This is a genomic window from Streptomyces sp. NPDC026394 (assembly GCF_055567735.1).
In genome coordinates this window covers 24,829-48,557 of sequence record NZ_JBVHPX010000011.1, presented here as the reverse complement: position 1 = coordinate 48,557, position 23,729 = coordinate 24,829, and the positions used below count along the sequence as shown (strand labels likewise).

The 23,729-nt window shown below is 71.7% G+C and carries 20 protein-coding genes; 15 read left to right on the top strand and 5 right to left on the bottom strand.

The window, feature by feature from the left end:
- Positions 1-26 precede the first annotated feature (26 nt).
- The 7 genes from ACZ4QV_RS24350 (at position 27) to lgt (ending at position 7,178) form a co-directional block, all read left to right on the top strand.
- Positions 27-542, top strand: a complete 516-nt coding sequence (locus ACZ4QV_RS24350) for a DUF2752 domain-containing protein (RefSeq protein WP_467763405.1) — start codon at positions 27-29, stop codon at positions 540-542.
- A 321-nt stretch (positions 543-863) separates the two neighbouring features.
- Positions 864-1,673 carry an indole-3-glycerol phosphate synthase TrpC gene (gene trpC, locus ACZ4QV_RS24345; protein WP_361142787.1) on the top strand — a complete coding sequence of 270 codons (810 nt, stop codon included), beginning with the start codon at positions 864-866 and terminating at the stop codon, positions 1,671-1,673.
- Between the two features lie 8 nt (positions 1,674-1,681).
- Positions 1,682-1,915 carry a tryptophan biosynthesis modulator TrpM gene (gene trpM / locus ACZ4QV_RS24340; RefSeq protein WP_467763404.1) on the top strand — a complete coding sequence of 78 codons (234 nt, stop codon included), beginning with the start codon at positions 1,682-1,684 and terminating at the stop codon, positions 1,913-1,915.
- Between the two features lie 342 nt (positions 1,916-2,257).
- The gene (trpB, locus tag ACZ4QV_RS24335) at positions 2,258-3,562 is read left to right on the top strand and encodes a tryptophan synthase subunit beta (protein WP_361588277.1); all 1,305 of its coding nucleotides are present in this window, start codon (positions 2,258-2,260) and stop codon (positions 3,560-3,562) included.
- A complete protein-coding gene (trpA, locus tag ACZ4QV_RS24330) occupies positions 3,562-4,380 on the top strand; it encodes a tryptophan synthase subunit alpha (RefSeq protein ID WP_361142781.1) in 819 nt (272 codons plus the stop codon). The genes trpB and trpA overlap by 1 nt, the downstream gene beginning before the upstream one ends.
- A gap of 139 nt (positions 4,381-4,519) precedes the next feature.
- Entirely contained in the window at positions 4,520-5,584 is a 1,065-nt protein-coding gene (locus tag ACZ4QV_RS24325; RefSeq protein ID WP_361588275.1) for a DsbA family protein, read from the top strand.
- Between the two features lie 550 nt (positions 5,585-6,134).
- Positions 6,135-7,178 carry a prolipoprotein diacylglyceryl transferase gene (lgt, locus tag ACZ4QV_RS24320; protein WP_361588273.1) on the top strand — a complete coding sequence of 348 codons (1,044 nt, stop codon included), beginning with the start codon at positions 6,135-6,137 and terminating at the stop codon, positions 7,176-7,178.
- Positions 7,179-7,367: 189 nt separating this feature from the next.
- On the opposite strand, the gene ACZ4QV_RS24315 is transcribed toward lgt, so the two are convergent.
- Positions 7,368-7,721, bottom strand: coding sequence for a beta/gamma crystallin domain-containing protein (locus ACZ4QV_RS24315; RefSeq protein ID WP_361142770.1), 354 nt, complete (start codon positions 7,719-7,721; stop codon positions 7,368-7,370).
- A 299-nt stretch (positions 7,722-8,020) separates the two neighbouring features.
- Positions 8,021-8,959 carry an aminoglycoside phosphotransferase family protein gene (locus ACZ4QV_RS24310; protein ID WP_361588271.1) on the bottom strand — a complete coding sequence of 313 codons (939 nt, stop codon included), beginning with the start codon at positions 8,957-8,959 and terminating at the stop codon, positions 8,021-8,023.
- 366 nt (positions 8,960-9,325) lie between these two features.
- Between ACZ4QV_RS24310 and ACZ4QV_RS24305 the strand changes: the two genes are divergently transcribed.
- The 3 genes from ACZ4QV_RS24305 (at position 9,326) to ACZ4QV_RS24295 (ending at position 16,453) form a co-directional block, all read left to right on the top strand.
- The gene (locus ACZ4QV_RS24305; RefSeq protein ID WP_361588269.1) at positions 9,326-10,057 is read left to right on the top strand and encodes a VIT1/CCC1 transporter family protein; all 732 of its coding nucleotides are present in this window, start codon (positions 9,326-9,328) and stop codon (positions 10,055-10,057) included.
- 311 nt (positions 10,058-10,368) lie between these two features.
- Complete coding sequence (gltB, locus tag ACZ4QV_RS24300; RefSeq protein ID WP_361588267.1) at positions 10,369-15,000, top strand: glutamate synthase large subunit; 4,632 nt, start codon at positions 10,369-10,371, stop codon at positions 14,998-15,000.
- Positions 14,993-16,453, top strand: coding sequence for a glutamate synthase subunit beta (locus ACZ4QV_RS24295; RefSeq protein WP_361142761.1), 1,461 nt, complete (start codon positions 14,993-14,995; stop codon positions 16,451-16,453). The genes gltB and ACZ4QV_RS24295 overlap by 8 nt, the downstream gene beginning before the upstream one ends.
- A gap of 104 nt (positions 16,454-16,557) precedes the next feature.
- Here ACZ4QV_RS24295 and ACZ4QV_RS24290 read toward each other — a convergent pair whose 3' ends face one another.
- Both ACZ4QV_RS24290 and ACZ4QV_RS24285 read right to left on the bottom strand, forming a co-directional pair.
- Complete coding sequence (locus tag ACZ4QV_RS24290; protein ID WP_361588265.1) at positions 16,558-17,526, bottom strand: serine hydrolase; 969 nt, start codon at positions 17,524-17,526, stop codon at positions 16,558-16,560.
- Between the two features lie 273 nt (positions 17,527-17,799).
- Complete coding sequence (locus ACZ4QV_RS24285) at positions 17,800-18,339, bottom strand: MarR family winged helix-turn-helix transcriptional regulator (protein WP_361142756.1); 540 nt, start codon at positions 18,337-18,339, stop codon at positions 17,800-17,802.
- A gap of 80 nt (positions 18,340-18,419) precedes the next feature.
- Between ACZ4QV_RS24285 and ACZ4QV_RS24280 the strand changes: the two genes are divergently transcribed.
- Positions 18,420-19,148 (top strand): SDR family NAD(P)-dependent oxidoreductase, encoded by a 729-nt coding sequence (locus ACZ4QV_RS24280; RefSeq protein ID WP_361142754.1) that lies wholly within the window; start codon positions 18,420-18,422, stop codon positions 19,146-19,148.
- 198 nt (positions 19,149-19,346) lie between these two features.
- Here ACZ4QV_RS24280 and ACZ4QV_RS24275 read toward each other — a convergent pair whose 3' ends face one another.
- Positions 19,347-19,838, bottom strand: coding sequence for a PPOX class F420-dependent oxidoreductase (locus tag ACZ4QV_RS24275; RefSeq protein WP_361142751.1), 492 nt, complete (start codon positions 19,836-19,838; stop codon positions 19,347-19,349).
- Between the two features lie 145 nt (positions 19,839-19,983).
- Here ACZ4QV_RS24275 and ACZ4QV_RS24270 point away from each other — a divergent pair, with 145 nt between their 5' ends.
- The 4 genes from ACZ4QV_RS24270 (at position 19,984) to ACZ4QV_RS24255 (ending at position 23,677) form a co-directional block, all read left to right on the top strand.
- On the top strand, positions 19,984-20,244 hold the full coding sequence (locus tag ACZ4QV_RS24270) for a hypothetical protein (RefSeq protein ID WP_361142748.1): 261 nt from the start codon (positions 19,984-19,986) through the stop codon (positions 20,242-20,244).
- Between the two features lie 25 nt (positions 20,245-20,269).
- Positions 20,270-21,370, top strand: coding sequence for a hypothetical protein (locus ACZ4QV_RS24265; protein ID WP_361588262.1), 1,101 nt, complete (start codon positions 20,270-20,272; stop codon positions 21,368-21,370).
- A gap of 140 nt (positions 21,371-21,510) precedes the next feature.
- The gene (locus ACZ4QV_RS24260; RefSeq protein ID WP_361588260.1) at positions 21,511-22,272 is read left to right on the top strand and encodes an MBL fold metallo-hydrolase; all 762 of its coding nucleotides are present in this window, start codon (positions 21,511-21,513) and stop codon (positions 22,270-22,272) included.
- A gap of 709 nt (positions 22,273-22,981) precedes the next feature.
- On the top strand, positions 22,982-23,677 hold the full coding sequence (locus tag ACZ4QV_RS24255; RefSeq protein WP_361142740.1) for an alpha/beta fold hydrolase: 696 nt from the start codon (positions 22,982-22,984) through the stop codon (positions 23,675-23,677).
- The last annotated feature ends 52 nt before the right edge of the window (positions 23,678-23,729 follow it).

Genomic DNA, 23,729 nt, shown 5'->3' with positions numbered 1-23,729 from the left:
CGCCGGTACGGCCGCACAATCGCCACGTGAGTGAACCCGTGGCACCGGCCGGCGGGCCGGGCTCCGTGTCTTGGCCCGGCCGTCCGGGGCCTGCGCACCTGGAAGCCGCCCGCCAGGGCTCCGCCCGCCCGCACGGGCGGCGTGGCCCCGTCCGGCGGCTGGCTGCGCCGCTCGGCGCCATGGCGGCCGTCGTCGCCTCCTTCGCCTTCGTGGGGCTCGTCGACCCCAACGAGCCCGGTCATTACCCGGCCTGCCCCCTCCTCGCCCTCACCGGCATCTTTTGCCCGGCCTGCGGCGGACTGCGCAGCGCGCACGCCGTCGCGCACGGCGACTTCGCCACGGCCGCCGGCGCCAACGTGCTGGCAGTCGCCGGTTACGCGGCTTTCGTGCTCTTCTGGGCGGCCTGGACCGTACGGGCGGCACGCGGGCTCCCGACGGCGGGCCCACGGCCCGGAGCGGCGCACTGGTGGGCGCTGGCCGGGCTGCTCCTCGTCTTCACAGTCGTACGGAATCTTCCGGTGGGGGAGGGGCTGACTCCCTGACGGACCGGGGCCGCCCGGGGGCCGGGGCGGGGTGGGCAGGAGGGTTCCCCTCCGTTTCCGTACCGCCTCCGGACGCGGTACGGGAAGCCCGGCACGGCATCTGGATCAAGGTCGCGAGATCCTTGCCTCGCAGCGCCGAAAGCTCGCCCGACCTGCTGTTTTCCCGTCCGCGGTGAGGCGCCTCCGTCCACCTGGTGGGACTGCCGTCAACCGGATGTGAGACCTTTGCCCCTCGCCGGATACCATCGGAGAGCCTGACGGGGTGACACTGGCCCGGAGGGCGACTGTCACCCTCCACCGCTCAAGAAGGAGGCCGCTCGCGTGAGTGTGCTCGACGAGATCATCGAGGGAGTCCGCGCCGACCTTGCCGAGCGGCAGGCGCGCGTCGGCCTCGACGAGCTCAAGGAGCGGGCCCTCAAGGCGCGCCCGGCCAAGGACGGAGTGGCGGCCCTCAAGGGCGACAGCGTCACGGTGATCTGCGAGGTCAAGCGCTCCAGCCCGTCCAAGGGCGCGCTCGCCGCCATCGCCGACCCGGCCGGCCTCGCCGCCGACTACGAGGCGGGCGGCGCGGCGGTCATCTCCGTACTGACGGAGCAGCGGAAGTTCGGCGGTTCGCTCGCCGACCTGGAGGCCGTACGGGCCCGGGTCGACATCCCCGTCCTGCGCAAGGACTTCATCGTCACCGCCTACCAGTTGTGGGAGGCCCGTGCATACGGCGCCGACCTGGCGCTGCTGATCGTCGCCGCGCTGGAGCAGGAGGCGCTGGTCTCGCTGATCGAGCGCGCCGAGTCGATCGGTCTGACGCCGCTGGTCGAGGCGCACGACGAGGAAGAGGCCCAGCGGGCCGTGGACGCCGGTGCGCGGATCATCGGGGTCAACGCCCGCAACCTGAAGACCCTTGAGGTCGACCGCGGGAACTTCGCGCGGATCGCGCCGGAGATCCCGGACCACATCGTCAAGATCGCCGAGTCGGGTGTGCGCGGGCCGCACGACCTGATCGCCTACGCCAACGAGGGCGCCGACGCCGTACTGGTGGGCGAGTCGCTGGTCACCGGCAAGGACCCGAAGACCGCCGTCGCCGACCTGGTCGCGGCCGGCTCTCACCCAGCCATCCGGCACGGACGGGGCTGACACCCACCGTGGCCACCGCCCGCCTCCACCGCCCCGGCCCGGGAACCCTCCCGGGACCGGCCGGCGTGCTCGCCGCGGCCGGTGCCGCGCGCGATCCGCACGCGGCGCTGGGGCGCGGGTGCCGGCCGCGAGGCTGCCGGGCGCCGGCCCGCCGGGTGCGCGGGCGGCGCGTCAGGTATCACATCGGCGCGGAGCCGGGCCAGATCAACGGCAGGCGATGGCGTCGTAACGGCGCGCTGTAGCCGCTCGTTGCCGGGCGTGGGTGATTGGTCCCTCTATGGGGGTCTCGTCCCCGGCGCCCGCTCGTTCGCGCCATGTCGCCCTTCGGTCTGTGTGCCGTATTGCCCGTCCCGCTGCTCCCTGCCTGCCCGGCGGGCTGTCCCGGACGGGCCGTGTGCCCGCAGACCGTGGCGTGCGCAGCGTTCCCGCGGTCCCGTCTCCGCCTTTCCGCCTCCACCTCGTGTCCGTGCGCCGTTCCGCGACGCCGCGCGCGAGAGAGCGCATCGGGCGCGGGCGCGCCGCATACCGTGATGCCCGCATATCCATACTTCCGGGGCAGTTGCCCCGATCAAGGAGTACGACGGATGTCTTCTGACTTCTTCATCCCGGACCCGGAGGGCCAGGTCCCGAACGCCGGGGGCTACTTCGGTGACTTCGGCGGCAAGTTCATCCCCGAGGCGCTGGTCGCCGCGGTGGACGAGGTGGCCGCCGAGTACGAGAAGGCCAAGGCCGACCCGGCCTTCGCCGCCGAGCTGAACGACCTCATGGTCAATTACACCGGGCGGCCCAGCGCCCTGACCGAGGTGCCGCGGTTCGCCGAGCACGCCGGCGGCGCCCGGATCTTCCTCAAGCGCGAGGACCTGAACCACACCGGCTCGCACAAGATCAACAACGTGCTGGGCCAGGCGCTGCTCACCCGGCGCATGGGCAAGACCCGCGTCATCGCCGAGACCGGCGCCGGCCAGCACGGCGTGGCCACCGCCACCGCCTGCGCCCTCTTCGGCCTCGAATGCACCATCTACATGGGGGAGATCGACACCGAGCGGCAGGCCCTGAACGTCGCCCGGATGCGGATGCTCGGCGCCGAGGTCATCGCCGTGAAGTCCGGCAGCCGCACCCTCAAGGACGCCATCAACGAGGCGTTCCGGGACTGGGTCGCCAACGTCGACCGCACCCACTACCTCTTCGGCACGGTCGCCGGGCCGCACCCCTTCCCGGCCCTGGTCCGCGACTTCCACCGGGTCATCGGCGTCGAGGCCCGCCGCCAGATCCTGGAGCGCGCAGGGCGCCTCCCGGACGCCGCGGTGGCCTGCGTCGGCGGCGGCTCCAACGCCATCGGCCTGTTCCACGCGTTCCTCCAGGACGCCTCCGTACGCCTCGTCGGCTGCGAACCGGGCGGTCACGGCGTCGAGACCGGCGAGCACGCCGCCACCCTCACCGAGGGCACCCCCGGCATCCTGCACGGCTCCCGCTCCTACGTCCTCCAGGACGAGGACGGACAGATCACCGAGCCGTACTCGATCTCCGCCGGGCTGGACTACCCGGGCATCGGCCCGGAGCACTCCTACCTGAAGGACTCCGGACGCGGCGAATACCGCGCCGTCACCGACGACGCGGCCATGCAGGCACTGCGGCTGCTGTCGCAGACCGAGGGCGTCATCCCGGCCATCGAGAGCGCCCACGCGCTGGCGGGCGCCCTGGAGATCGGCCGTGACCTGGGCACGGACGGGCTGATCCTGGTCAACCTGTCCGGGCGCGGCGACAAGGACATGGACACCGCGGCCCGCTACTTCGGGCTGTACGGGGCGCCCGCCGACGACACGGTGGAGGCCGATGACACCGACGCCACCGACACCGCGCTCGGCGCGCACGACGAGGGGAGCAAGTGATGGCGGGCAACGTCGGGCTGCTCAGCAGCACCCTGGCCGCGGCCAAGGAGGAGAACCGGGCCGCCCTGGTCGGCTACCTGCCGGCCGGCTTCCCGACCGTGGACGGCGGGGTACGGGCCGTCACCGCGATGATCGAGGGCGGCTGCGACGTGGTCGAGGTCGGGCTGCCGCACAGCGACCCGGTCCTGGACGGCCCGGTCATCCAGACCGCCGACGACATCGCGCTGCGCGGCGGCGTCAAGATCAAGGACGTCATCCGCACGGTCGGCGAGGCGCACGCGGCGACCGGCGCGCCGGTGCTGTGCATGACGTACTGGAACCCGGTGGACGCGTACGGCGTCGAGCGCTTCGCCGCCGACCTAGCCGCCGTGGGCGGGGCCGGCTGCATCCTGCCCGACCTGCCGGTCGAGGAGTCCGGGGTATGGCGCGCGGCAGCCGAACAGCACGGCCTGGCCACCGTGTTCGTGGTCGCGCCGAGCAGCCGGGACGAACGCCTCGCGAAGATCACCGAGGCGGGCAGCGGCTTCGTGTACGCGGCCTCGCTGATGGGGGTCACCGGCACCCGTGAGTCGGTCGGCCGCGAGGCGCAGGGGCTGGTCGGGCGCACCCGGGCCACCACCGACCTGCCGGTCTGCGTCGGCCTCGGCGTCTCCAACGCCGAACAGGCCGCGGAGGTGGCGCAGTTCGCGGACGGGGTCATCGTCGGGACGGCCTTCGTCAAGCGGCTGCTGGACGCCGGGGACGACCTGGAGGCCGGCCTCGCGGGCGTCCGCGCACTCGCCGGTGACCTGGCGGCGGGCGTACGCAAGCGCGGGTGACGCCGGGCGGCGTGCGGTCGCACGTCTGAGTGGGCGTCGGCGGATGTCCGGGCCGGTGCCCGGCGAGGCTGTCCCTCGTTAGGACGAAGAACGCGGCGGAGGGGTGCGACGGCGCCCCTCCGCTTCGTTGTTCAGGGGCGTGAGCCAGAACAATCAAGACAAAAAGAGCAGCGCCCGTGAGCGGCTGCAAGCCCAGCGCGCGAAGGAGAAGGCGCGCGAACGGCGCGGCCGCCAGTTGAAGGTCGCCGGGGCAGTGGTGGCGGTGCTGGCCGTCGCCGGTGGCGTAGGCGTCTGGGCCGCCTCCTCCTCGGGCGACGACTCCGGCGGCGGCAAGGTGGCCCTGCCCAAGGGCACCCAGGACAGCGACAAGCCCGCGGTGCCGGTCGGCAAGAAAGAGGCCCCGTCCACGCTCACGGTGTGGGAGGACTTCCGCTGCCCCGCCTGCGCCCAGTTCGAGAAGGGCTTCCGCGGCGCCATCCACGAGCTGGAGGACGCCGGGCTGCTCAGGACCGACTACCACCTCGCGACGATCATCGACGGCAGCATGCGCGGCAAGGGGTCGGTCACCGCCGCCAACGCCGCGCTCTGCGCCCAGGACGCGGGCCGCTTCCGTGAGTACCACGACGTGCTGTACGAGAACCAGCCGCCGGAGCAGCAGGACCGGTTCGCCGACAAGAAGTACCTGATCGAGCTGGCCGGGAAGGTGAACGGGCTGGTCAGCGACACGTTCAAGCAGTGCGTCGACAAGGGCACCTACACGGACTTCGTGTACAAGTCCAACACCGCCTTCACCAACTCCGGCCACCAGGGCACTCCGACGGTCCTGCTGAACGGCAAGAACCTCGCGGAGGAGAAGAACCTCACCCCCGACGGGCTCAAGCAGAAGGTGCGGGACGCCGCCAAGGACAAGAAGGCGGGCGGGGCTTCCGGGGCCTCCGGGGGCAAGGCGTCCGGCGCGAAGCCCGGCGGTGCGGGGGCAGAGCGGGGAGCCGGCACGGTCGGCGCCTCGGCGGGCAGCGGGTCAGGGCACTCGGCGGGTGCCTCGGCCGGTACGGGCCACGGTGCCGGGCAGAGGGCCGGCGCGGGCCACGGTGCCGGAGCCGGGGACGGGGCCGGAGCGGGCCACGGTGCCGGTCAGGGGCACAGTGCCGGGGCGGACACCGGGCAACCGGGCGGGAGCACGGACCGGGTTCCGGCTCCTTGACCGGTCTTTGATCGGGACCTGGGTCGGCGCCGTGCGGCACCTGGGTCGGCGCCGTGCGGCACCGGGATTGGCGCTGGGGCCGGCACTGGGATGGGTACCGTGCGGCGACGGGGGCGGCAGCGGGATTGGCGCTGGGATGGGCACCGTACGGCGACGGGGTCGGCAGCGGGACCGGCTCCTGGACCGGCACCGTGCGGCGACGGTGCGGCGCGGTGCCTTCCGTGTCCGTCTCCGCGCTCGGGCTCGGGTCGGCGCTCGCGTTCGGGGCCGCGCTCGCGCTCGGGTCGGCGCTCGTGCTCGGGTCCGCGCACAGGCCGGTGCCGGGCGGGGCCGGTCGCCGACCGCGTTCCGGAGGCCGACCGGGTACGTGACCGGGCTTCGGCCGGACCCGCATCTGACCGCTGGACGGGCTCGTAGCCGACCGCCGGACAGGCCCGTGCCCGATCGCCGACCGGGTCCGTAACCGACCGTCGGCAGTGACGGTCGTTACACAGCCGTAGCCGGGTGGGTTGTCGCCGCGCCCACCTGGCGCGGTAGCGTCGTCCCTGCCATGGACCTCGCATTCATTCCCAGCCCGTCGACGGGCGTCGTACACCTCGGCCCGATCCCGCTGCGCGGGTACGCCTTCTGCATCATCATCGGCGTCTTCATCGGCGTCTGGCTCGGCAACAAGCGCTGGATCCAGCGCGGCGGCCGCTCCGGAACCGTCGCGGACATCGCCGTGTGGGCCGTGCCCTTCGGGCTCGTCGGCGGCCGCCTTTACCACGTCATCACGACGTACGAGCCGTACTTCGGCGAGGGCGGTCACCCCCTCAACGCCTTCAAGGTCTGGGAGGGCGGCCTCGGGATCTGGGGCGCCGTCGCGCTCGGCGCGGTGGGCGCCTGGATCGGCTGCCGCCGCCGCGGCATCCCGCTGCCCGCCTACATGGACGCGCTGGCGCCCGGCCTCGCCCTGGGCCAGGCGATCGGCCGCTGGGGCAACTGGTTCAACCAGGAGCTCTACGGCCGCGCCACCGACCTCCCGTGGGCGCTGAAGATCAGCGACGACCCCTCCATCGGCCGGGTCGGCGGCACCTACCACCCGACGTTCCTGTACGAGTCGCTGTGGTGCATCGGTGTCGCGCTGCTCGTGATCTGGGCGGACAGGCGCTTCAAGCTGGGCCACGGGCGGGCGTTCGCGCTGTACGTGGCGTCCTACTGCGCCGGCCGCGCCTGGATCGAGTACATGCGGGTCGACGAGGCCCACCACATCCTGGGCCTGCGCCTGAACGTCTGGACCGCGCTCATCGGCCTCGTCGTGTCCGTCGCCTACATCGTGGTCTCCGCGAAGAAGATCCCGGGCCGCGAGGAGGTCGTCGAGCCGGGCGCGCTGGAAGCGGCCGCGGACGACACCGGGACGGGGAAGCCCGGCGCCGAGTCGAAGAAGGCCGGCGCCAAGGCGGCGAAGGCCGAAGCCGAGACCACCAAGGCGGCGCCCAAGACGGTCAAGGGAGCGCCCAAGGCCGCGGGCAGCGGCACGGAGCACGCGGCCGACGGTGCGGCGAAGCTGACGAAGGACGCCGGGACCGGGAGCCGGAGCGGCAAGGACTCCTGACGCGCGGCGCCACACCGCGAAGAGACCGGCGGAGGCCGCCCGACCCCACCGGGGCCGGGCGGCCTCCGCCGTTTCCGGCGGTACGCGCGTCACGGGAATTTCTTTTCCCGCCCGGGACGCGGCCGGGTCAGGAATGGGCAGTCAGGGGAAATCCCCATTCCCGATACCGGTCGGCCCATGCGCTACCTGTCACAGGATTTCGATGGACTTCACCTTCGGCGGACGGTTGGGGTAGGAAATGTCGGTCCACCGGTTTACCCGCACCGAATCGCCGTTGTCGTCGTAGTAGATCAGGTCGTTGTTGCCCGTGTAGATCCTGTCGACCCACCAACTGCCGAAGTCGATTCGCCCGCGGTTGGCGTAGCAGTCCACGCTGTTCTTGCCGCCGCTGTGCGACCAGATCTTCAAGAAGTTCTCCCCGCCGCGGCACTCGACCTTGTTGATGGCGAATGCGTTACCGGTAGGCATGGCCATGGTGAACGCGGCAGCCGCGGCGAACGCCACGGCGACGGAACGCCCGACCCTTTTCGTCTTGGACAGCATGTGTTCTCCTCAATTCGAATGTCGAACCGGAGGGCACGCGGCGACCGACGCGCATCGCGGCGTGCCGAACGAGTATCTGCATGACCCGGAACCGCGGCCACCAGATCGCCTCGTCCTGACAAAAAAGACGATCCTGTAAATCTCCTGTACATGGCAATCTTCTTCCTGGCCCCCGGCTGGAATACGCCCCCGATTGTCCGGATCAGCTCCATGTCAGGGGAGTTGTCGGTTTCTGACCTGAGTGTCAGTTCTCCGGGCTGCCGTCGTAAAAGGCCTGCTCCGGGCCGGTCTCGGGTGGTTCAGCCGCCTGCCAGGGCTATGAGGAACCGCGTCTCCGCGTCGTCCCGCCGCGCGCAGATCGCGAGGGCCGCGTTGAGGGCGGCCAGAGCCCGGCACCAGCCCAGTACGCGGTCGGGGGACTGACCGGGCACCAACGCGGCCAGTGCCTCGGCCCGTTCCTCCAGCGCGGCGAGCGTCGTGACACCGCCCAGTACCCAGTCCACCGCGTCGAAGTCGGGGTCGCCCCACGCGGGGCGCGGATCGATGGCCACCATGCGGGCGCCCGGACCTGAGAGCACATTGCCCGGATGGAGATCGCCGTGCACCAGGGTCCGGGGCCCGTTGGTGGCGAGGTCCAGAGCCGCCGCCCGGGCCCGGCCGAGCACCGCCGGGCCGAGCGGGCCGCTGTCGCCGGACGCCGCCAGCCTGCGGCCCGTCTGATGGAAGAGGAAGTCCACCCGGTGCGCCAGAGGTTGCACCGCCGAGGGCTTGTCCGGCGGGGGAGCAAGGCTCCGCAGGTCCCGCAGGAGGGGCGCGACCTCGGGCAGCCGCCAGTCCAGGTGTCTCACCGGCACGCCCGGCTCCACGTCCGCAAGCAACAGGGCACCGGCCGCGAGGTCGTGCGCCAGCAGGGGGACGACCGACGGGGTCCCTGCCCAGGCGGACAGGGCTTCGGCCTCCTCGCGGGCGAGGGCGGGCTCCGGCGTGAGCTTCAGCCATGCCGAGGTGTCGGTGTCACGACGCCGGCAGCGGAACACCCGTGAGGTGCCGCCACCGTTCGCCTCGGCAAGTTCCAGGCGCCAGCGGGCGGTGAGGGCGCCGACGAGATCCGGCAGTGCGTCGCACCAGGCGCGCACCTTCTCCCCGAACCGGACGACGAGCCGGTCGCGCACCTCCGGCGCGACATGGGCCAGTTCTCGCACCGCGGCTCCCGCGGTTGGATGGTGTCGTCCGCTCATGTCCCGCCCCCTCGCACGCCGTCAGTCTGTGCACGCGCAGCCTGTACACCGGCAGTACGTACACGTGCAGTCCGTACACCGGCAGTTCGTCCACCGTCGGTGAAGCTGTGATCAGACTCCCGCGCCGGGCCCCCGGCCGCATTGCGGTTTCCCGCAGGATCGTCTGCGGTTTCCCGCACCCCGCCGTCCCGCGCGGTGTGATCCACCCCTCACTGCCGTCTGAGCCGCCCACAAAGCCCCAGGTCAGCGCAGTAAGTTCGGCCTTCCTTGCTAGCGCGGCCGGGTGTACGGCGCATAGCTTCGAGGTGTTGGAGGGGGAAGCGCCGGCATCGGCCCACACCTCGCGAGAAGGGAACGGGTCCCCATATGTCTGTCATGGACGCTTCGGCGGCCACGCACATAGCCCACCGCGACAACCACACCCACCGCGACGTCAACGGCGGCTGGCTGCGGCCCGCCGTGTTCGGCGCGATGGACGGGCTGGTCTCCAACCTCGCCCTGATGACGGGCGTCGCCGGCGGCGCGGTCTCCCAGCAGACCATCATCATCACCGGTCTCGCGGGCCTGGCCGCGGGTGCGTTCTCCATGGCGGCCGGCGAGTACACCTCGGTGGCCTCCCAGCGGGAGCTGGTCCTCGCCGAACTGGACGTGGAGCGGCGGGAGCTGCGCAAGCACCCCAAGGACGAGCTGGAGGAGCTGGCCGCGCTGTACGAGTCGCGCGGTGTGGAGCCGGAGCTGGCCCGTGAGGTGGCCAGGCAGTTGTCGAAGGACCCCGAGCAGGCGCTGGAGATCCACGCCCGCGAGGAGCTGGGTATCGACCCGTCCGACCTGCCCTCGCCCACCGTCGCCGCCGTCTCGTCCTTCGGCTCCTTCGCGCTGGGCGCCCTGCTGCCCGTCCTGCCATACCTGCTGGGCGCCTCCGAGCTGTGGCCCGCGGTGCTGCTGGCGCTGGTGGGGCTCTTCGGGTGCGGGGCGGTCGTGGCGCGGGTGACGGCGCGGTCCTGGTGGTTCAGCGGCCTGCGGCAGCTGGCCCTCGGCGGCGCGGCGGCGGGTGTGACGTACGTCCTGGGCGCACTGTTCGGTACGGCCGTAGGGTGACCCCTCGTGCAGTGCTATGCGGACCACCGTATAACTAAAGCGTTACTGAGCGGTTTGGTCTCGTGAGGGGCCGGGCATAAGGCCCAAGCGTTGCGGGCAATGTCGCCTGCTCGAAAACGACGCACACGGCGCCGGTGGGGGTCGATCCGTCCGCCCGTGCCCCCGGTCCACCGCCACGAGTGGTGTCCGCATGCTGGAAGGCTCTATCCGCTTTTCGAGAAGCGAGCCATCCTGTAACCTGCACGAAATTTCGCGGAGGGCCAACGTCGTCCCTCGGCACTTCACATGCCACGACGACGTTGGGAGAGCCGATGCGTTCCGCGTCCACGCACTCCGCGACCACCGGCAGCGCCAGCGCCGCCCCCTGGTCGCCCATGGACGGGCGCCCCGCCCCGCAGGGAATGTACGACCCCCGCAACGAGCACGACGCCTGCGGCGTCGGCTTCGTGGCGACCCTTACCGGCGAGCCCAGCCACGCCCTGGTCGAACAGGCCCTCACCGTCCTGCGCAACCTTGAGCACCGCGGCGCGACCGGTTCCGAGCCCGACTCGGGTGACGGCGCCGGCATCCTCCTCCAGGTCCCGGACGCCTTCCTGCGCGAGAGCGTCACCTTCGCCCTGCCCGACGCCGGCGCGTACGCCGTGGGCATCGCCTTCCTGCCGTCCGTGGCCGAGGATGCCGCGGCCGCCGTCTCACGGATCGAGACGATCGCGTCCGAGGAGGGCCTGGACGTCCTCGGCTGGCGGGTCGTCCCGGTGGCCCCGCAGCTGCTCGGCAACGGCGCCCGCGCCACGATGCCCGCCTTCTCCCAGCTGTTCGTGGCCGACAAGCACGGCGAGGACACCGGCCTCGCCCTGGACCGCAAGGCGTTCGTGCTGCGCAAGCGCGCCGAGCGCGAGGCGGGCGTCTACTTCCCGTCGCTGTCGGCCCGCACGATCGTCTACAAGGGCATGCTGACGACCGGGCAGCTCGAGCCGTTCTTCCCGGACCTGTCCGACCGCCGCTTCGCCACCGCGATCGCGCTGGTGCACTCCCGCTTCTCCACGAACACCTTCCCGAGCTGGCCGCTGGCCCACCCGTACCGCTTCGTCGCCCACAACGGTGAGATCAACACCGTCCAGGGCAACCGGAACTGGATGCGGGCCCGCGAGTCCCAGCTCGCCAGCAAGCTCTTCGCGGACGCCACCGGCGACAGCGCGAACCTGGAGCGGCTCTTCCCGGTCTGCACGCCGGACGCCTCCGACTCCGCCTCCTTCGACGAGGTACTGGAGCTGCTGCACCTGGGCGGCCGCTCGCTGCCGCACTCGGTGCTGATGATGGTCCCGGAGGCGTGGGAGAACAGCACCTCCATGGACCCGGCGCGGCGGGCGTTCTACGCGTACCACTCCACGATGATGGAGCCCTGGGACGGCCCGGCCTGTGTCACCTTCACCGACGGCACCCAGGTCGGCGCGGTCCTGGACCGCAACGGCCTGCGCCCCGGCCGCTACTGGGTCACCGACGACGGCCTGGTGGTGCTCTCCTCCGAGGTCGGCGTCCTGGACATCGACCCGGCCAAGGTCGTGCGCAAGGGCCGTCTGCAGCCCGGCCGGATGTTCCTGGTGGACACCGCCGAGCACCGCATCATCGAGGACGACGAGATCAAGGCGCAGCTCGCCGCCGAGCACCCGTACCAGGAGTGGCTGGACGCGGGCCTGATCGAGCTGGCCGACCTGCCCGAGCGTGAGCACATCGTGCACACCCACGCCTCGGTCACCCGCCGCCAGCAGACCTTCGGCTACACCGAGGAGGAGCTGCGCGTCATCCTGGCACCGATGGCCAAGGCCGGTGCCGAGCCGATCGGTTCGATGGGCACGGACTCGCCGATCGCCGCCCTCTCCGAGCGCCCGCGGCTGCTGTTCGACTACTTCACCCAGCTGTTCGCGCAGGTCACCAACCCGCCGCTGGACGCCATCCGCGAGGAACTGGTCACCTCGCTGATCTCCTCGCTCGGCCCGCAGGGCAACCTGCTGGAGCCGACCGCGGCGTCCTGTCGCAGCGTCATGCTGCCGTTCCCGGTGATCGACAACGACGAGCTGGCGAAGCTCATCCACATCAACGCCGACGGGGACATGCCGGGCATGAAGGCCGTCACCCTGTCCGGCCTGTACCGGGTCTCCGGCGGTGGCGAGGCACTGGCCGCCCGGATCGCCCGGATCTGCGCCGAGGCCGACGCCGCCATCGAGGACGGCGCCCGCCTGATCGTGCTCTCCGACCGGCACTCGGACGCCGAGCACGCCCCGATCCCGTCCCTGCTGCTCACCGCCGCGGTGCACCACCACCTCATCGGCACCAAGCAGCGCACCCAGGTCGGCCTGCTCGTCGAGGCCGGTGACGTGCGCGAGGTGCACCACGTCGCGCTGCTCATCGGGTACGGCGCCGCCGCCGTCAACCCGTACCTGGCGATGGAGTCGGTCGAGGACCTGGTCCGCGCCGGTACGTTCCTGCCGAAGGCCACCGACCCCGAGCCCGCGATCAAGAACCTGATCAAGGCGCTCGGCAAGGGCGTCCTGAAGGTGATGTCCAAGATGGGCATCTCCACCGTCGCCTCCTACCGGGGCGCGCAGGTCTTCGAGGCCGTCGGCCTGGACCAGGGCTTCGTGGACGCGTACTTCCACGGCACCACCACCAAGATCGGCGGCGCCGGCCTCGACGTGATCGCCAAGGAGGTCGCCGCCCGGCACGCCAAGGCGTACCCGGCCACCGGCATCGCCGCCACCCACCGCGCGCTGGACATCGGCGGCGAGTACCAGTGGCGCCGCGAGGGCGAGCCGCACCTGTTCGACCCGGACACGGTCTTCCGCCTCCAGCACTCCACCCGCTCGCGCCGCTACGACATCTTCAAGCAGTACACGGACCGGGTGAACGAGCAGTCGGAGCGCCTGATGACGCTGCGCGGCCTGTTCTCCTTCAAGTCCGACCGCCCCGCGGTGCCGCTGGAGGAGGTCGAGCCCGCCTCCGAGATCGTCAAGCGCTTCTCCACCGGCGCGATGTCGTACGGCTCCATCTCCCAGGAGGCGCACGAGACCCTCGCCATCGCCATGAACCAACTGGGCGGCAAGTCCAACACCGGTGAGGGCGGCGAGGACCCGGAGCGCCTGTACGACCCGGCCCGCCGCTCCTCGATCAAGCAGGTCGCCTCCGGCCGCTTCGGTGTGACCAGCGAATACCTGGTCAACTCCGACGACATCCAGATCAAGATGGCGCAGGGCGCCAAGCCCGGCGAGGGCGGCCAGCTGCCCGGCCACAAGGTCTACCCGTGGGTCGCCAAGACCCGGCACTCGACGCCCGGCGTGGGCCTGATCTCGCCGCCGCCGCACCACGACATCTACTCCATCGAGGACCTCGCCCAGCTCATCCACGACCTGAAGAACGCCAACCCGCAGGCCCGCATCCACGTGAAGCTGGTCTCCGAGGTCGGCGTCGGCACGGTCGCGGCGGGCGTCTCCAAGGCGCACGCGGACGTCGTCCTGATCTCCGGCCACGACGGCGGTACCGGCGCCTCCCCGCTGACCTCCCTGAAGCACGCGGGCGGCCCCTGGGAGCTGGGGCTGGCCGAGACACAGCAGACGCTGCTGCTCAACGGCCTGCGCGACCGGATCGTCGTACAGACCGACGGTCAGCTCAAGACCGGCCGCGACGTGGTCATCGCCGCCCTCCTGGGCGCCGAGGAGTACGGCTTCGCGACCGCGCCGCTGGTGGTCTCCGGATGCGTCATGATGCGCGTGTGCCACCTGGACACCTGCCCGGTCGGCATCGCCACCCAGAACCCGACACTGCGCGAGCGCTTCAGCGGCAAGGCCGAGTACATCGTCAACTTCTTCCAGTTCATCGCCGAGGAGGTCCGCGAGATCCTCGCCGAACTGGGCTTCCGCTCGCTGGAGGAGGCGGTCGGCCACGCCGGACTGCTCGACACCTCCAAGGCCGTCGACCACTGGAAGGCGCAGGGCCTGGACCTGGCCCCGCTGCTGCACGTGCCCGAGCTGCCCGAAGGTGCCGTACGCCACCAGGTCACCGTCCAGGACCACGGCCTGGAGAAGGCGCTCGACAACGAGCTGATCAAGCTGTCCGTCGACGCGCTGTCCGCGGACACCGCCGAGGCCGCACAGCCCGTACGGGCCCAGGTCGCGATCCGCAACATCAACCGGACCGTCGGCACCATGCTCGGCCACGAGGTGACCAAGAAGTTCGGCGGCAAGGGCCTGCCCGACGACACGATCGACATCACCTTCACCGGCTCGGCCGGCCAGTCCTTCGGCGCGTTCCTGCCGCCCGGCGTCACGCTGCGGCTGGAGGGCGACGCCAACGACTACGTCGGCAAGGGCCTGTCCGGCGGCCGGATCGTGGTCCGCCCGGACCGCGGCGCCGACCACCTGGCCGAGTACTCGACCATCGCGGGCAACACCCTCGCCTACGGGGCCACCGGCGGCGAACTGTTCCTGCGTGGCCGTGTCGGCGAGCGGTTCTGCGTCCGCAACTCCGGTGCCACGGTGGTGTCCGAGGGCGTCGGCGACCACGGCTGCGAGTACATGACCGGCGGCCATGCCGTCATCCTGGGCGAGACCGGGCGCAACTTCGCGGCCGGCATGTCCGGCGGCATCGCATACGTGATCGACCTGGACCCGGCCAACGTCAACCGCGAGCTGACCGCCGCCGTCTCCACCGAGCTGGACGCCACCGACCGGCAGTGGCTGCACGACGTCGTGCGCCGCCACCAGGAGGAGACCGGCTCCACCGTCGCCGCGAAGCTGCTCGCCGACTGGGACGCCGCGCTGCCCCGCTTCAGCAAGGTCATTCCGGCCACCTACCAGGCAGTGCTCGCCGCCAAGGACGCCGCCGAGCGAGCCGGGCTCTCCGAGTCCGAGACCCACGAGAAGATGATGGAGGCGGCGATCAATGGCTGACCCCAAGGGCTTCCTGACCACCGGCCGCGAGGTCGCCGAGACCCGCCCCGTCGAGGAGCGCGTCCGGGACTGGAACGAGGTCTACGTCCCCGGCTCGCTGCTGCCGATCATCAGCAAGCAGGCCGGACGCTGCATGGACTGCGGCATCCCCTTCTGCCACAACGGCTGTCCGCTCGGAAACCTCATCCCCGAGTGGAACGACTACGCCTACCGCGAGGACTGGACGGCCGCCAGCGAGCGGCTGCACGCGACCAACAACTTCCCGGAGTTCACCGGTCGCCTGTGCCCGGCCCCCTGCGAGTCGGCGTGTGTGCTGGGCATCAACCAGCCGCCGGTGACCATCAAGAACGTCGAGGTCACCATCATCGACAAGGCGTGGGACAACGGGGACGTCACCCCGCAGCCGCCGGAGCGGCTCAGCGGCAAGACCGTCGCGGTCATCGGCTCGGGCCCGGCCGGCCTGGCCGCCGCCCAGCAGCTGACCCGGGCGGGCCACACCGTCGCCGTCTACGAGCGCGCGGACCGGATCGGCGGACTCCTCCGCTACGGCATCCCCGAGTTCAAGATGGAAAAGCGCCACATCAACCGCCGTATCGAGCAGATGCGGGCGGAAGGGACCAAGTTCCGTACGGAGGTGGAGATCGGCCGGGACATCGACGCCGCCAAGCTGCGCAAGCGCTACGACGCCGTCGTGATCGCCGCCGGCGCCACCACCTCCCGCGACCTGAAGGTCCCCGGGCGTGAGCTGAACGGCGTCCACTTCGCGATGGAGTACCTGCCGCTCGCCAACAAGGTGCAGGAGGGCGACCTGACCGTCTCCCCGATCACCGCCGAGGGCAAGCACGTCGTGGTCATCGGCGGCGGCGACACCGGCGCTGACTGCGTCGGCACGGCGCACCGCCAGGGCGCGGCCTCGGTCACCCAGCTGGAGATCATGGGCAAGCCGGGCGACGAGCGGAACCCGGACCAGCCCTGGCCCACCTTCCCGATGCTCTACAAGGTCACCTCCGCGCACGAGGAGGGCGGCGAGCGGCTGTACTCCGTCTCCACCACCCACTTCGAGGGCGACGAGGACGGCAACGTCCAGTGGCTGCATCTGGTCGAGGTGGAGTTCAAGGACGGCCGTCCGGAGCCCAAGCCGGGCACCGAGCGCAGGATCCCCGCGCAGCTGGTCACCCTGGCCATGGGCTTCACCGGCACCGACCAGGACAACGGTCTGGTCTCACAGTTCGGACTGGAGCTGGACGCGCGCGGCAACATCGCCCGCGACGCCGACTTCGCCACCAACGTCCCCGGCGTGTACGTTGCCGGTGACGCCGGTCGCGGCCAGTCGCTGATCGTCTGGGCCATCGCCGAGGGCCGTTCGGCGGCCCGCGGTGTGGACCGCTACCTCGCGGGCGCCAGCGCGCTGCCCGCCCCCGTCAAGCCGACGGACCGCGCACTGACCGTGTAGCGGCCCGGCTCACAGATGTCCCGTACAACGACGTGCGGAACACCCGCGGCGCCTGCCTCCCTCCCCGACCGGAGGGCAGGCGCCGCGATCTATGCGTGCCGGATTCAGCGTCCGGTTTCGGGCACCAGTGAGCCGTCCGACGTGTGGGGGAGCACCCTGGCACGGGCCTCCCGGGCCGGACGCGCGGTGCCGTTGAGGTCCTTGTGCAGGGTGCGGGCGAGGTCTTCGATCGTCCGGACACCGGCGTCCATGCCCGGGTGGTCCGCGGTCAGGACGACGAGCCCGTAGTCGTGCCCGCCGCCGGTGACCGCGCCGACACTGTGCACCCGCCAGCCGCCGCTGCTCCGTTGCAGCCATCCGTTCTTGACGTGCACCTTCGCACCGGCCGGCGCCCCGGCCGGCACGCCCCAGCGCTGTTCGGGCACGACCCGGCTCATGAGGTCCAGGGCGTAGGCGCGGGAGGCGCCACCGAGCACGGAGTTCTCGGAGGTGAGGAGCCGCAGCAGAGTGAGCTGATCGGCGGCGTTGATCTGGGTCAGCCCCCAGTACCCTTCCGTGTCCGGAACGGTGTTGTGCATTCCGGCGAGCCGCAGGAAGCCGTTTATCCGCCCGAGGCCGGCCCGCTTCCACAGCGTGGTGGTGGCGTCGTTGTCCGACCTCGTAATCATCTTTTCCGCGAGCTTTTTCTCGTCCGCGGTCAGAGCGCGCCGTTCGTCCTGGGCCTGCCGCAAGAGGGTGCCCAGCACCACGACCTTCACGACGCTCGCCGAGTCGTACTGCCGGTCCGCGTCGTACGCGCACCGGGTGTCGCTCGTGCGGTCGTACAGAGCGAACGACGTATGGCCGGAAGTGTGCGAACCCAACACCTGGCCGAGGTCCTTCGAGAGCCGGTCGGCGAGCCCGTCCTTGGCGGACGTGCAGGTCACCTTCGGGGACGTCGGCTGCGCCGGTGTCGCTGCGGCGGCCGTCGCCGGGGTCGCGGCGGCGAGGAACGAGGAGAGGGCCGCGGTGAGCACCGGCACGGCGAAGAGACGCCGCCGGGCGGAATCCGAGGTACGTATTCGATGGCGCAAAATGTTCCTTCGCATTTCTGGTCGTGTTCACTGACGGTGCGTGGAAAGGAGGGAATACGACAGGGGTGTGGCCGGGACGTTGCTCGGGGAATTCAGTCACTGACCCTGTAGGTCGCGCGCGTCGGGGGAGCGCAATTCACGCCGCAGGAGCATCCTGCATGAACGTTTCTGTGTCAATGGTGGAAATAACGCCGCAGCGGTCGCGTACCGGCCACCGGGGAAGGCGTACGACTGCCCGCGTGGGGGCGGGCAAGGGCGGGGCGGGGGTGGGCGCTATTCCCCGACCTGTGTGATCCGGTCGTCGCCCAGGCGGGTCTGGACGTCCTGGAGCAGGAGCTTCAGCAGGCCGGCGAGTTGCTCCTGCTGGTCCGGCTTCAGGCCGCTGACCAGTTCGGTCTCCCGGTGCAGTACCTGGTCCACGGTCTCTTCGACGAGCGTGTGTCCGGCCGGGGTCAGCTCCACCCACACCGTGCGGGGGCGGCCCTGGCCCGGGCGGCGTACGACCAGTCCCTCACGCTCGGCGCGGGCGACGCGCTGGGAGATCGCGCCGGCCGTCACCATGGAGCGGGCCGCGAGTTCGCGGGTGCTGAGGGTGTACGGGTCGCCGGCCCGGCGCAGCACGCTCAGCAGGTCGAGGGTGGCGGTGTCCACCCCGGCGCGGGCCAGCACCCGGCGCCGGTCGTCGCCCAGCAGCTTCGCCAACTGCCACAGGGGCGTGACGATCCCGATGGACGAGACGGGCATGCCGGGGCGCTCGCGTTCCCAGGCGTCGGCGATCTCCTGGACGGGGTACGGGGCGTCCGCGCTTGCCATGGGCCCTCCTGCGGATGTTACGTTCAGACCTAAATTCAGGCCTGAATTTAGGTCTGAACAACGACGTCGGGAGCTACCTTATGTCACGCACCATCCTGGTCACCGGCGGCGCCACCGGCATTGGCCTGGCCGTCGCCCGTCACTTCGCCGCGCAGGGCGACGCGGTCACCGTCACCGGCCGCCGCCCCGCGCCCCTGGAGAAGGCCGCCGAGGAGACCGGCGCCCGCGCGGTCGTCTGCGACCACACCGACCCCGCCGCGCTGGCCCGCCTCCTGGACGAGCTGCCCGAGCGGATCGACATCCTGGTCAACAACGCCGGCGGCAACACCGACTTCGACGACGCGCCGGGCGGCGATCTGGCCTCGTACGCACGGGCCTTCCGCGCCAACCTCGACGCGAATCTGCTCACCGCGGCCCTCACCACCAAGGCCGTCGAGGACCGGCTCGCCGAGGGCGGCGCCGTCGTGCACATCGGCTCGATCGCCGCGGCACGGGGAGCGGGTTCCCTGGGTGCGTACGGCGCGGCCAAGGCGGGGCTCACCACCTGGAACCTCGACCTGGCGAACACGCTGGGACCGCGCGGCATCACCGCCAACGTCGTCTCGCCCGGCTACATCGAGGACACCGAGTTCTTCCGGGACCGGCTCTCCGACGATCGGCGGGCGGGGCTGGTGGACGCCACCGCCACGGGCCGGGCCGGGCGCCCGGAGGACGTCGCGGCGGCGGTCGCGTTCCTGGCGTCCGAAGGGGCGCGGCACATCACGGGGCAGGTGCTGAACGTGAACGGGGGTGCGGACAAGACGCGCTGAGCGCGTACGGGGGCGCTCACAAGGTGTGGTGAGCGCGTACGGGGTGCGGATCAGACGCGATGAGCCCATACGGGAGAGGCGTTTCGTACGGGGTGCGTGGTGCGCCGTAAGTGCGAGGTGCGCCGTACGGGGTGCGAGGTGCGCCGTACGAGCGCGGTGCGCTGAAGGGGGAGGCCCGGTTACGGGGTCCGGTGCGCTCTAGTGTGCCTCCCCGTCCCGGTCCTCCTCCTCGGCGAGGCGGGCCGGGAAGCCGCCCGTGGCGATCGGCCCCCACCGCAGCGGCGTCACCCGGATCAGCGACTTGCCCTGTGTGATCATCGCGGCACGGTACTCGTGCCAGTCCGGATGTTCGCCCGCGACGCTGCGGTAGTACTCGACCAGCGGCTCGACCGAGTCCGGCGCGTCCAGGATCTCCGCCTCGCCGTCGATCTGCACCCAGGGGCCGTGCCACTCGTCGGACAGCACGAGCACGCTCACCGTGGGCGCCCGGCGGGCGTTGCGTACCTTGGCGCGCTCCGGGTACGTCGCCATCACCAGCCGCCCGGAGTCGTCGACACCGCAGGTCAGCGGCGATGCCTGGGGCGTGCCGTCGGAGCGCCGGGTGAGCAGGACCGCGCGGTGCCGGGGGCGCGCGAACTCCAACAGGCCGTCGAGGTCCACCCGGGTGTTGGTCGCGATGGAAGGGCTCATACGGGCGAGCCTAGGCCGTGGAGCGCACTCTAAGGGGGCGACGTTCCGGGGGACGGTGCGGTCCGCCGCGCCCGCGCTATTGACTAAAAGTCAGCCGGGAACGACGCTGCTGGGCAACCGTCGTAGCCGCACCCCGGGAGGACTGGTGGGTACAGGTTCGAGCACCGACGCACGGACCGGCGCGGGCGCGGGCGGTGAGGCGTTCCGCGCTCTGACCGAAGCGCTCGGCGCCCCGGCGCCGCCCGGTCTCGCCGCTGCCGCGCCCGAAGAACTCGGCGTACTGACGCGCGCGTTGCGCACCCGTAAGGAGAGCCGCGCCGCGGGCCTCAACGACGCGGCCGAAGAGGCCCTGAAGCTGGTGCCCGCCCTCGCCCGCGGCCCCGTGCGCCGCATCCTGTTCCGCTGACCCGGCCGACCGAACGGTGACCCCCATGGACACGCTCAGCAACCGCGCCGAGGCACAGAAGATCGCCCAACTGCTCGATGTCCTGCCGGAACAACTGGAGTTCCTGCACGGGCTGCCCGCCGAGGACGTACGGCAGCTCCGCGCCCGTACCGTGGACACGCTCTTCGACGACGTGCCGGACATGCTCGACCGGATCGCCGCCGCCACCAAGCTCGTACCGGCCGGAGTCGCCGCCGCGATCTCGCAGAAGGCGCTCGGGCCGCGGCTGGCCGCCTCCGTGGCCGGGCGGCTGGACCCCGGCCGCGCCGCCGACATCATCGAGAAGCTGCCGGTCGCCTTCACCGCCGAGTCCTGCGGTCACCTGGACCCGCGTCGGATCGCCGGGGTCGTCGACCGGCTGGACGAGGACCTCGTGGTCCGTATCGCCGTCGCCCTCGCCGAACGCGGCGACCACCTGACGATGGGGCGCTTCGTCGGCCACCTGCGCGACCGGGCCCTGGAGCGGATCCTCCACCTCATCGACGACGAGGTGGTGCTGCGCGTCGGGTTCTTCATCGACATGCCGGAACGTCTGGACGCCATCCTGGAACTGATGGGGGAGGAGCGGCTGGCCTCGGTGGTGGCCGCGGCCGGCCACGGTCTGTGGCCCGAGGCGCTGGCCGTGGCCGGGCTGGCCGGGCCGGAGCGCCGCGCGCGGGTGGCCGCGCTCGCCGCCCGCCAGGACCCCGTCGAGCTGGACGGGCTGGTCCGTACCGCGCACGAGCAGGGGCTGTGGGAGTCGCTGCTGCCGCTGGTGGCCCTGCTGTCCGAGGAGGACCGGCGCGCGGTCGCCGGACTGCCGTCGCTGCGCGACGGCCAGGTGCTCGGCACGGTCGTCCGGGCGGTCGTCGTGACCGGACTGTGGGCGGAGTTCCTGCCACTGGTCGCGGAGTTGCCGCCGGAGTCGCGCAAGGTGGTGGCCGACACGGCGGGGGCGCTGCCGGACGCGGAGCTGGACGCGATGGTGCTGGAGGTCGGGAAGCAGGACCTGTGGGACGCGGTGCTGCCACTGGTGGAGATCATGGACGAGCCGGCCAAGGAACGCGTCTTCGCGCTGCCGGCCTTTCAGGGGCAGGGGGAGGAGTAGGGGCTCTCTGGAGAGAGGGGCAGGGACTGGGACGGCGCCCATGCGGGGCAGGCCCCAGGCGGCGAGGTTCGCCGTCCGCTCAATCCGCCCTGGGCGCAGAGCGGATGGCTTCACGGGGGTCGTCCGCTAGCGTCCCGACCATGACTGCTTCTCCCGATGCCGGTCGCGCCTCCACCGGTCCCCTCCCGATCGTCCCCGACGTCTGGCACCTGCCGTTCCCGGTGGGCCATGTCTACCTCGTACGGCTGTCCGACGGCGGATTCGCGGCCGTCGACACCGGCGTTCCGGGCTCGGCCCCCGCGATCCTGGAGGCGGTCACCCGTCTGGCCGGGAGGCCGGACGCGCTGCGGCAGATCGTGCTGACCCATTCCCACGTCGACCACATGGGGTCGGCCGCCGACCTGGTGGCCGCCACCGGCGCCCGTGTCCTGGCGGGCGCGGCGGACGCCCCGGCCGTCTCCGGCACCGCGCCCGAGCCGCCACCGGCCCTCACCGCCACCGAGGCGCCCCTGCTCGAACAGGTCCTGGCAGGCATGGCGGAAGCGGGCACGCCGCCGCTGAAGCATGTACAGGTGGACGTCGAACTGCACGACGGCGACATCCTCGACGACTGGCCCGAGCCCGCCCACGTCCTCCACGTCCCCGGCCACACGCCGGGCAGCACGGCGCTGCACCTGCCGGCCGCGGGTGTGCTGTTCACCGGCGACCTCATAGGGACGGGGCCGGACGGCCGGGTCGTCCTCGGCCCCTTCAACGTCGACCGGGCGGCGGCCGTCGTGTCCTTCCGGCGGCTGGCCGCGCTGCCCGGCGTGGACACGCTGTGCGTACCGCACGGCATTCCGGTCCGTACGGGCGCGGCACGTGCCCTGGCCGCGGCCACGCCCGAGACCGACTGGCTGTGAGCCGGGCGGCACCGGTGTGGGGCCGCGGTCGCCGGGCCGCGTAGGCGACCGTCCTGAACGGCCAGTCCGCGGCCAGCCAGTCCCGTACCGCCTCGTACAGGGGCAGGACCAGCTCGGCGCGGTCGGCCCGGACCCAGGAGCGGACCGTCGTGTCCGGGGCTTGGCCCGGGGTACTGCCCGGCGCCCCGGACGTCGTATCGCCCGGTTCCGTCCCGGTATCGCCGTGTCCCGCCGGACCGTTTCCGTCCTGTCCGTGTCCCTGCGGTCCGTGTCCCTCCGGTACGCGTCCGTCCTGCCCGTGTCCGTCCTGTACGTGTCCGTCCCGTACGGGGTAGATGTACACGCATCCGATCACCTCACCGTCCGGTATCCCGATGACGGAGTACGTGAAACCCGTGCGCCGCTCGAAGTCCCGGGCGTGCCGCCGCAGGTCGCCGAGGTTCTCCTCAAGGGGCGGCCCGGCCTCGGGCGGCCAGTCGCGGCCGGTGAACCCGGGGGTCGCCCTGATGTGCGTGATGCCGGCGCTCCAGGCGGCGTGGTCGGCGGCGTTGTGGTCCGGAAATGAGCGGTTCCAGTCGGAAGCGGCCGGTGATCAGTCCGCCGGGGACGGTGAAGTCGGCAGGCACGAAGGGCGGATTGCTCAGGAGGCGAGAATAGGGTCCGGCGCGCTGCCCGACCGTGGCGCGGAACGGAACGGAAAGGCTTGTCCATGCAGCTGCACACCCAGGAGTGGGGTACCGGCGACCGGGTCGCGGTGCTGGTCCACGGCATCATGTCGGACCACCGGACCTGGCGCCGGGTGGGCCCCGCGCTGGCCGCGCGCGGCTACCGCGTCATCGCCGTCGACCTGCGCGGCCACGGTGCCAGCCCGCACGGCCCGTACAGCGACGAGCTGTTCGCCGACGACCTGGTGGAGACCCTGCCCGCGGGCGTGGAGGTGGCCCTCGGACACTCGCTCGGCGCGATGGCGCTGTCACTGGCGGCCGAGCGGCTGCGCCCGCGGCGCGCCGTCTACTCGGACCCGGCCTGGACCCTCGGCAACACCGAGCGCCCGATGGACCCCGCGCTGTTCGTCGAGTTCAAGCGCGCCACCCGCCAGATGATCCGTAGCTTCAACCCGCGCTGGGAGGAGGCCGACGTGGAGATCGAGATGGCGACGATCGAGGCGTGGGATCCGGACACGGCGCTGGCACTGTCCGGCGGTGACCTCAGGGAGCGCATACCGGAGCGGCCGGTGGTGCCCTCCTTGGTGCAGGTGGCCGGGGAGGGGTTTCTCTTCACGGAGGCGGACAAGGAGCGGGTGGCGGCGCGCGGCTTCGAGGTCCGTACGGTCGAGGGCGCCGGGCACACCATCCACCGGGACGATTTCGACGGCTTCATGAAATCGCTGGAAGGGTGGATCTGACCCGGCAGCACGGAGCTGCCGGTTTTGGCATCCGATGTTCAAACTTGTACCA

What these genes read in the sequence shown, in the direction of transcription:
- trpB (WP_361588277.1), top strand. Translation starts at nt 2,258, where the DNA reads ATGTCTTCTGACTTCTTCATCCCGGACCCGGAGGGCCAGGTCCCGAAC.
- trpA (WP_361142781.1), top strand. Translation starts at nt 3,562, where the DNA reads ATGGCGGGCAACGTCGGGCTGCTCAGCAGCACCCTGGCCGCGGCCAAG.
- lgt (WP_361588273.1), top strand. Translation starts at nt 6,135, where the DNA reads ATGGACCTCGCATTCATTCCCAGCCCGTCGACGGGCGTCGTACACCTC.
- ACZ4QV_RS24315 (WP_361142770.1), bottom strand. Translation starts at nt 7,721, where the DNA reads ATGCTGTCCAAGACGAAAAGGGTCGGGCGTTCCGTCGCCGTGGCGTTC.
- ACZ4QV_RS24310 (WP_361588271.1), bottom strand. Translation starts at nt 8,959, where the DNA reads ATGAGCGGACGACACCATCCAACCGCGGGAGCCGCGGTGCGAGAACTG.
- ACZ4QV_RS24305 (WP_361588269.1), top strand. Translation starts at nt 9,326, where the DNA reads ATGTCTGTCATGGACGCTTCGGCGGCCACGCACATAGCCCACCGCGAC.
- gltB (WP_361588267.1), top strand. Translation starts at nt 10,369, where the DNA reads ATGCGTTCCGCGTCCACGCACTCCGCGACCACCGGCAGCGCCAGCGCC.
- ACZ4QV_RS24295 (WP_361142761.1), top strand. Translation starts at nt 14,993, where the DNA reads ATGGCTGACCCCAAGGGCTTCCTGACCACCGGCCGCGAGGTCGCCGAG.
- ACZ4QV_RS24285 (WP_361142756.1), bottom strand. Translation starts at nt 18,339, where the DNA reads ATGGCAAGCGCGGACGCCCCGTACCCCGTCCAGGAGATCGCCGACGCC.
- ACZ4QV_RS24280 (WP_361142754.1), top strand. Translation starts at nt 18,420, where the DNA reads ATGTCACGCACCATCCTGGTCACCGGCGGCGCCACCGGCATTGGCCTG.
- ACZ4QV_RS24275 (WP_361142751.1), bottom strand. Translation starts at nt 19,838, where the DNA reads ATGAGCCCTTCCATCGCGACCAACACCCGGGTGGACCTCGACGGCCTG.
- ACZ4QV_RS24265 (WP_361588262.1), top strand. Translation starts at nt 20,270, where the DNA reads ATGGACACGCTCAGCAACCGCGCCGAGGCACAGAAGATCGCCCAACTG.
- ACZ4QV_RS24260 (WP_361588260.1), top strand. Translation starts at nt 21,511, where the DNA reads ATGACTGCTTCTCCCGATGCCGGTCGCGCCTCCACCGGTCCCCTCCCG.
- ACZ4QV_RS24255 (WP_361142740.1), top strand. Translation starts at nt 22,982, where the DNA reads ATGCAGCTGCACACCCAGGAGTGGGGTACCGGCGACCGGGTCGCGGTG.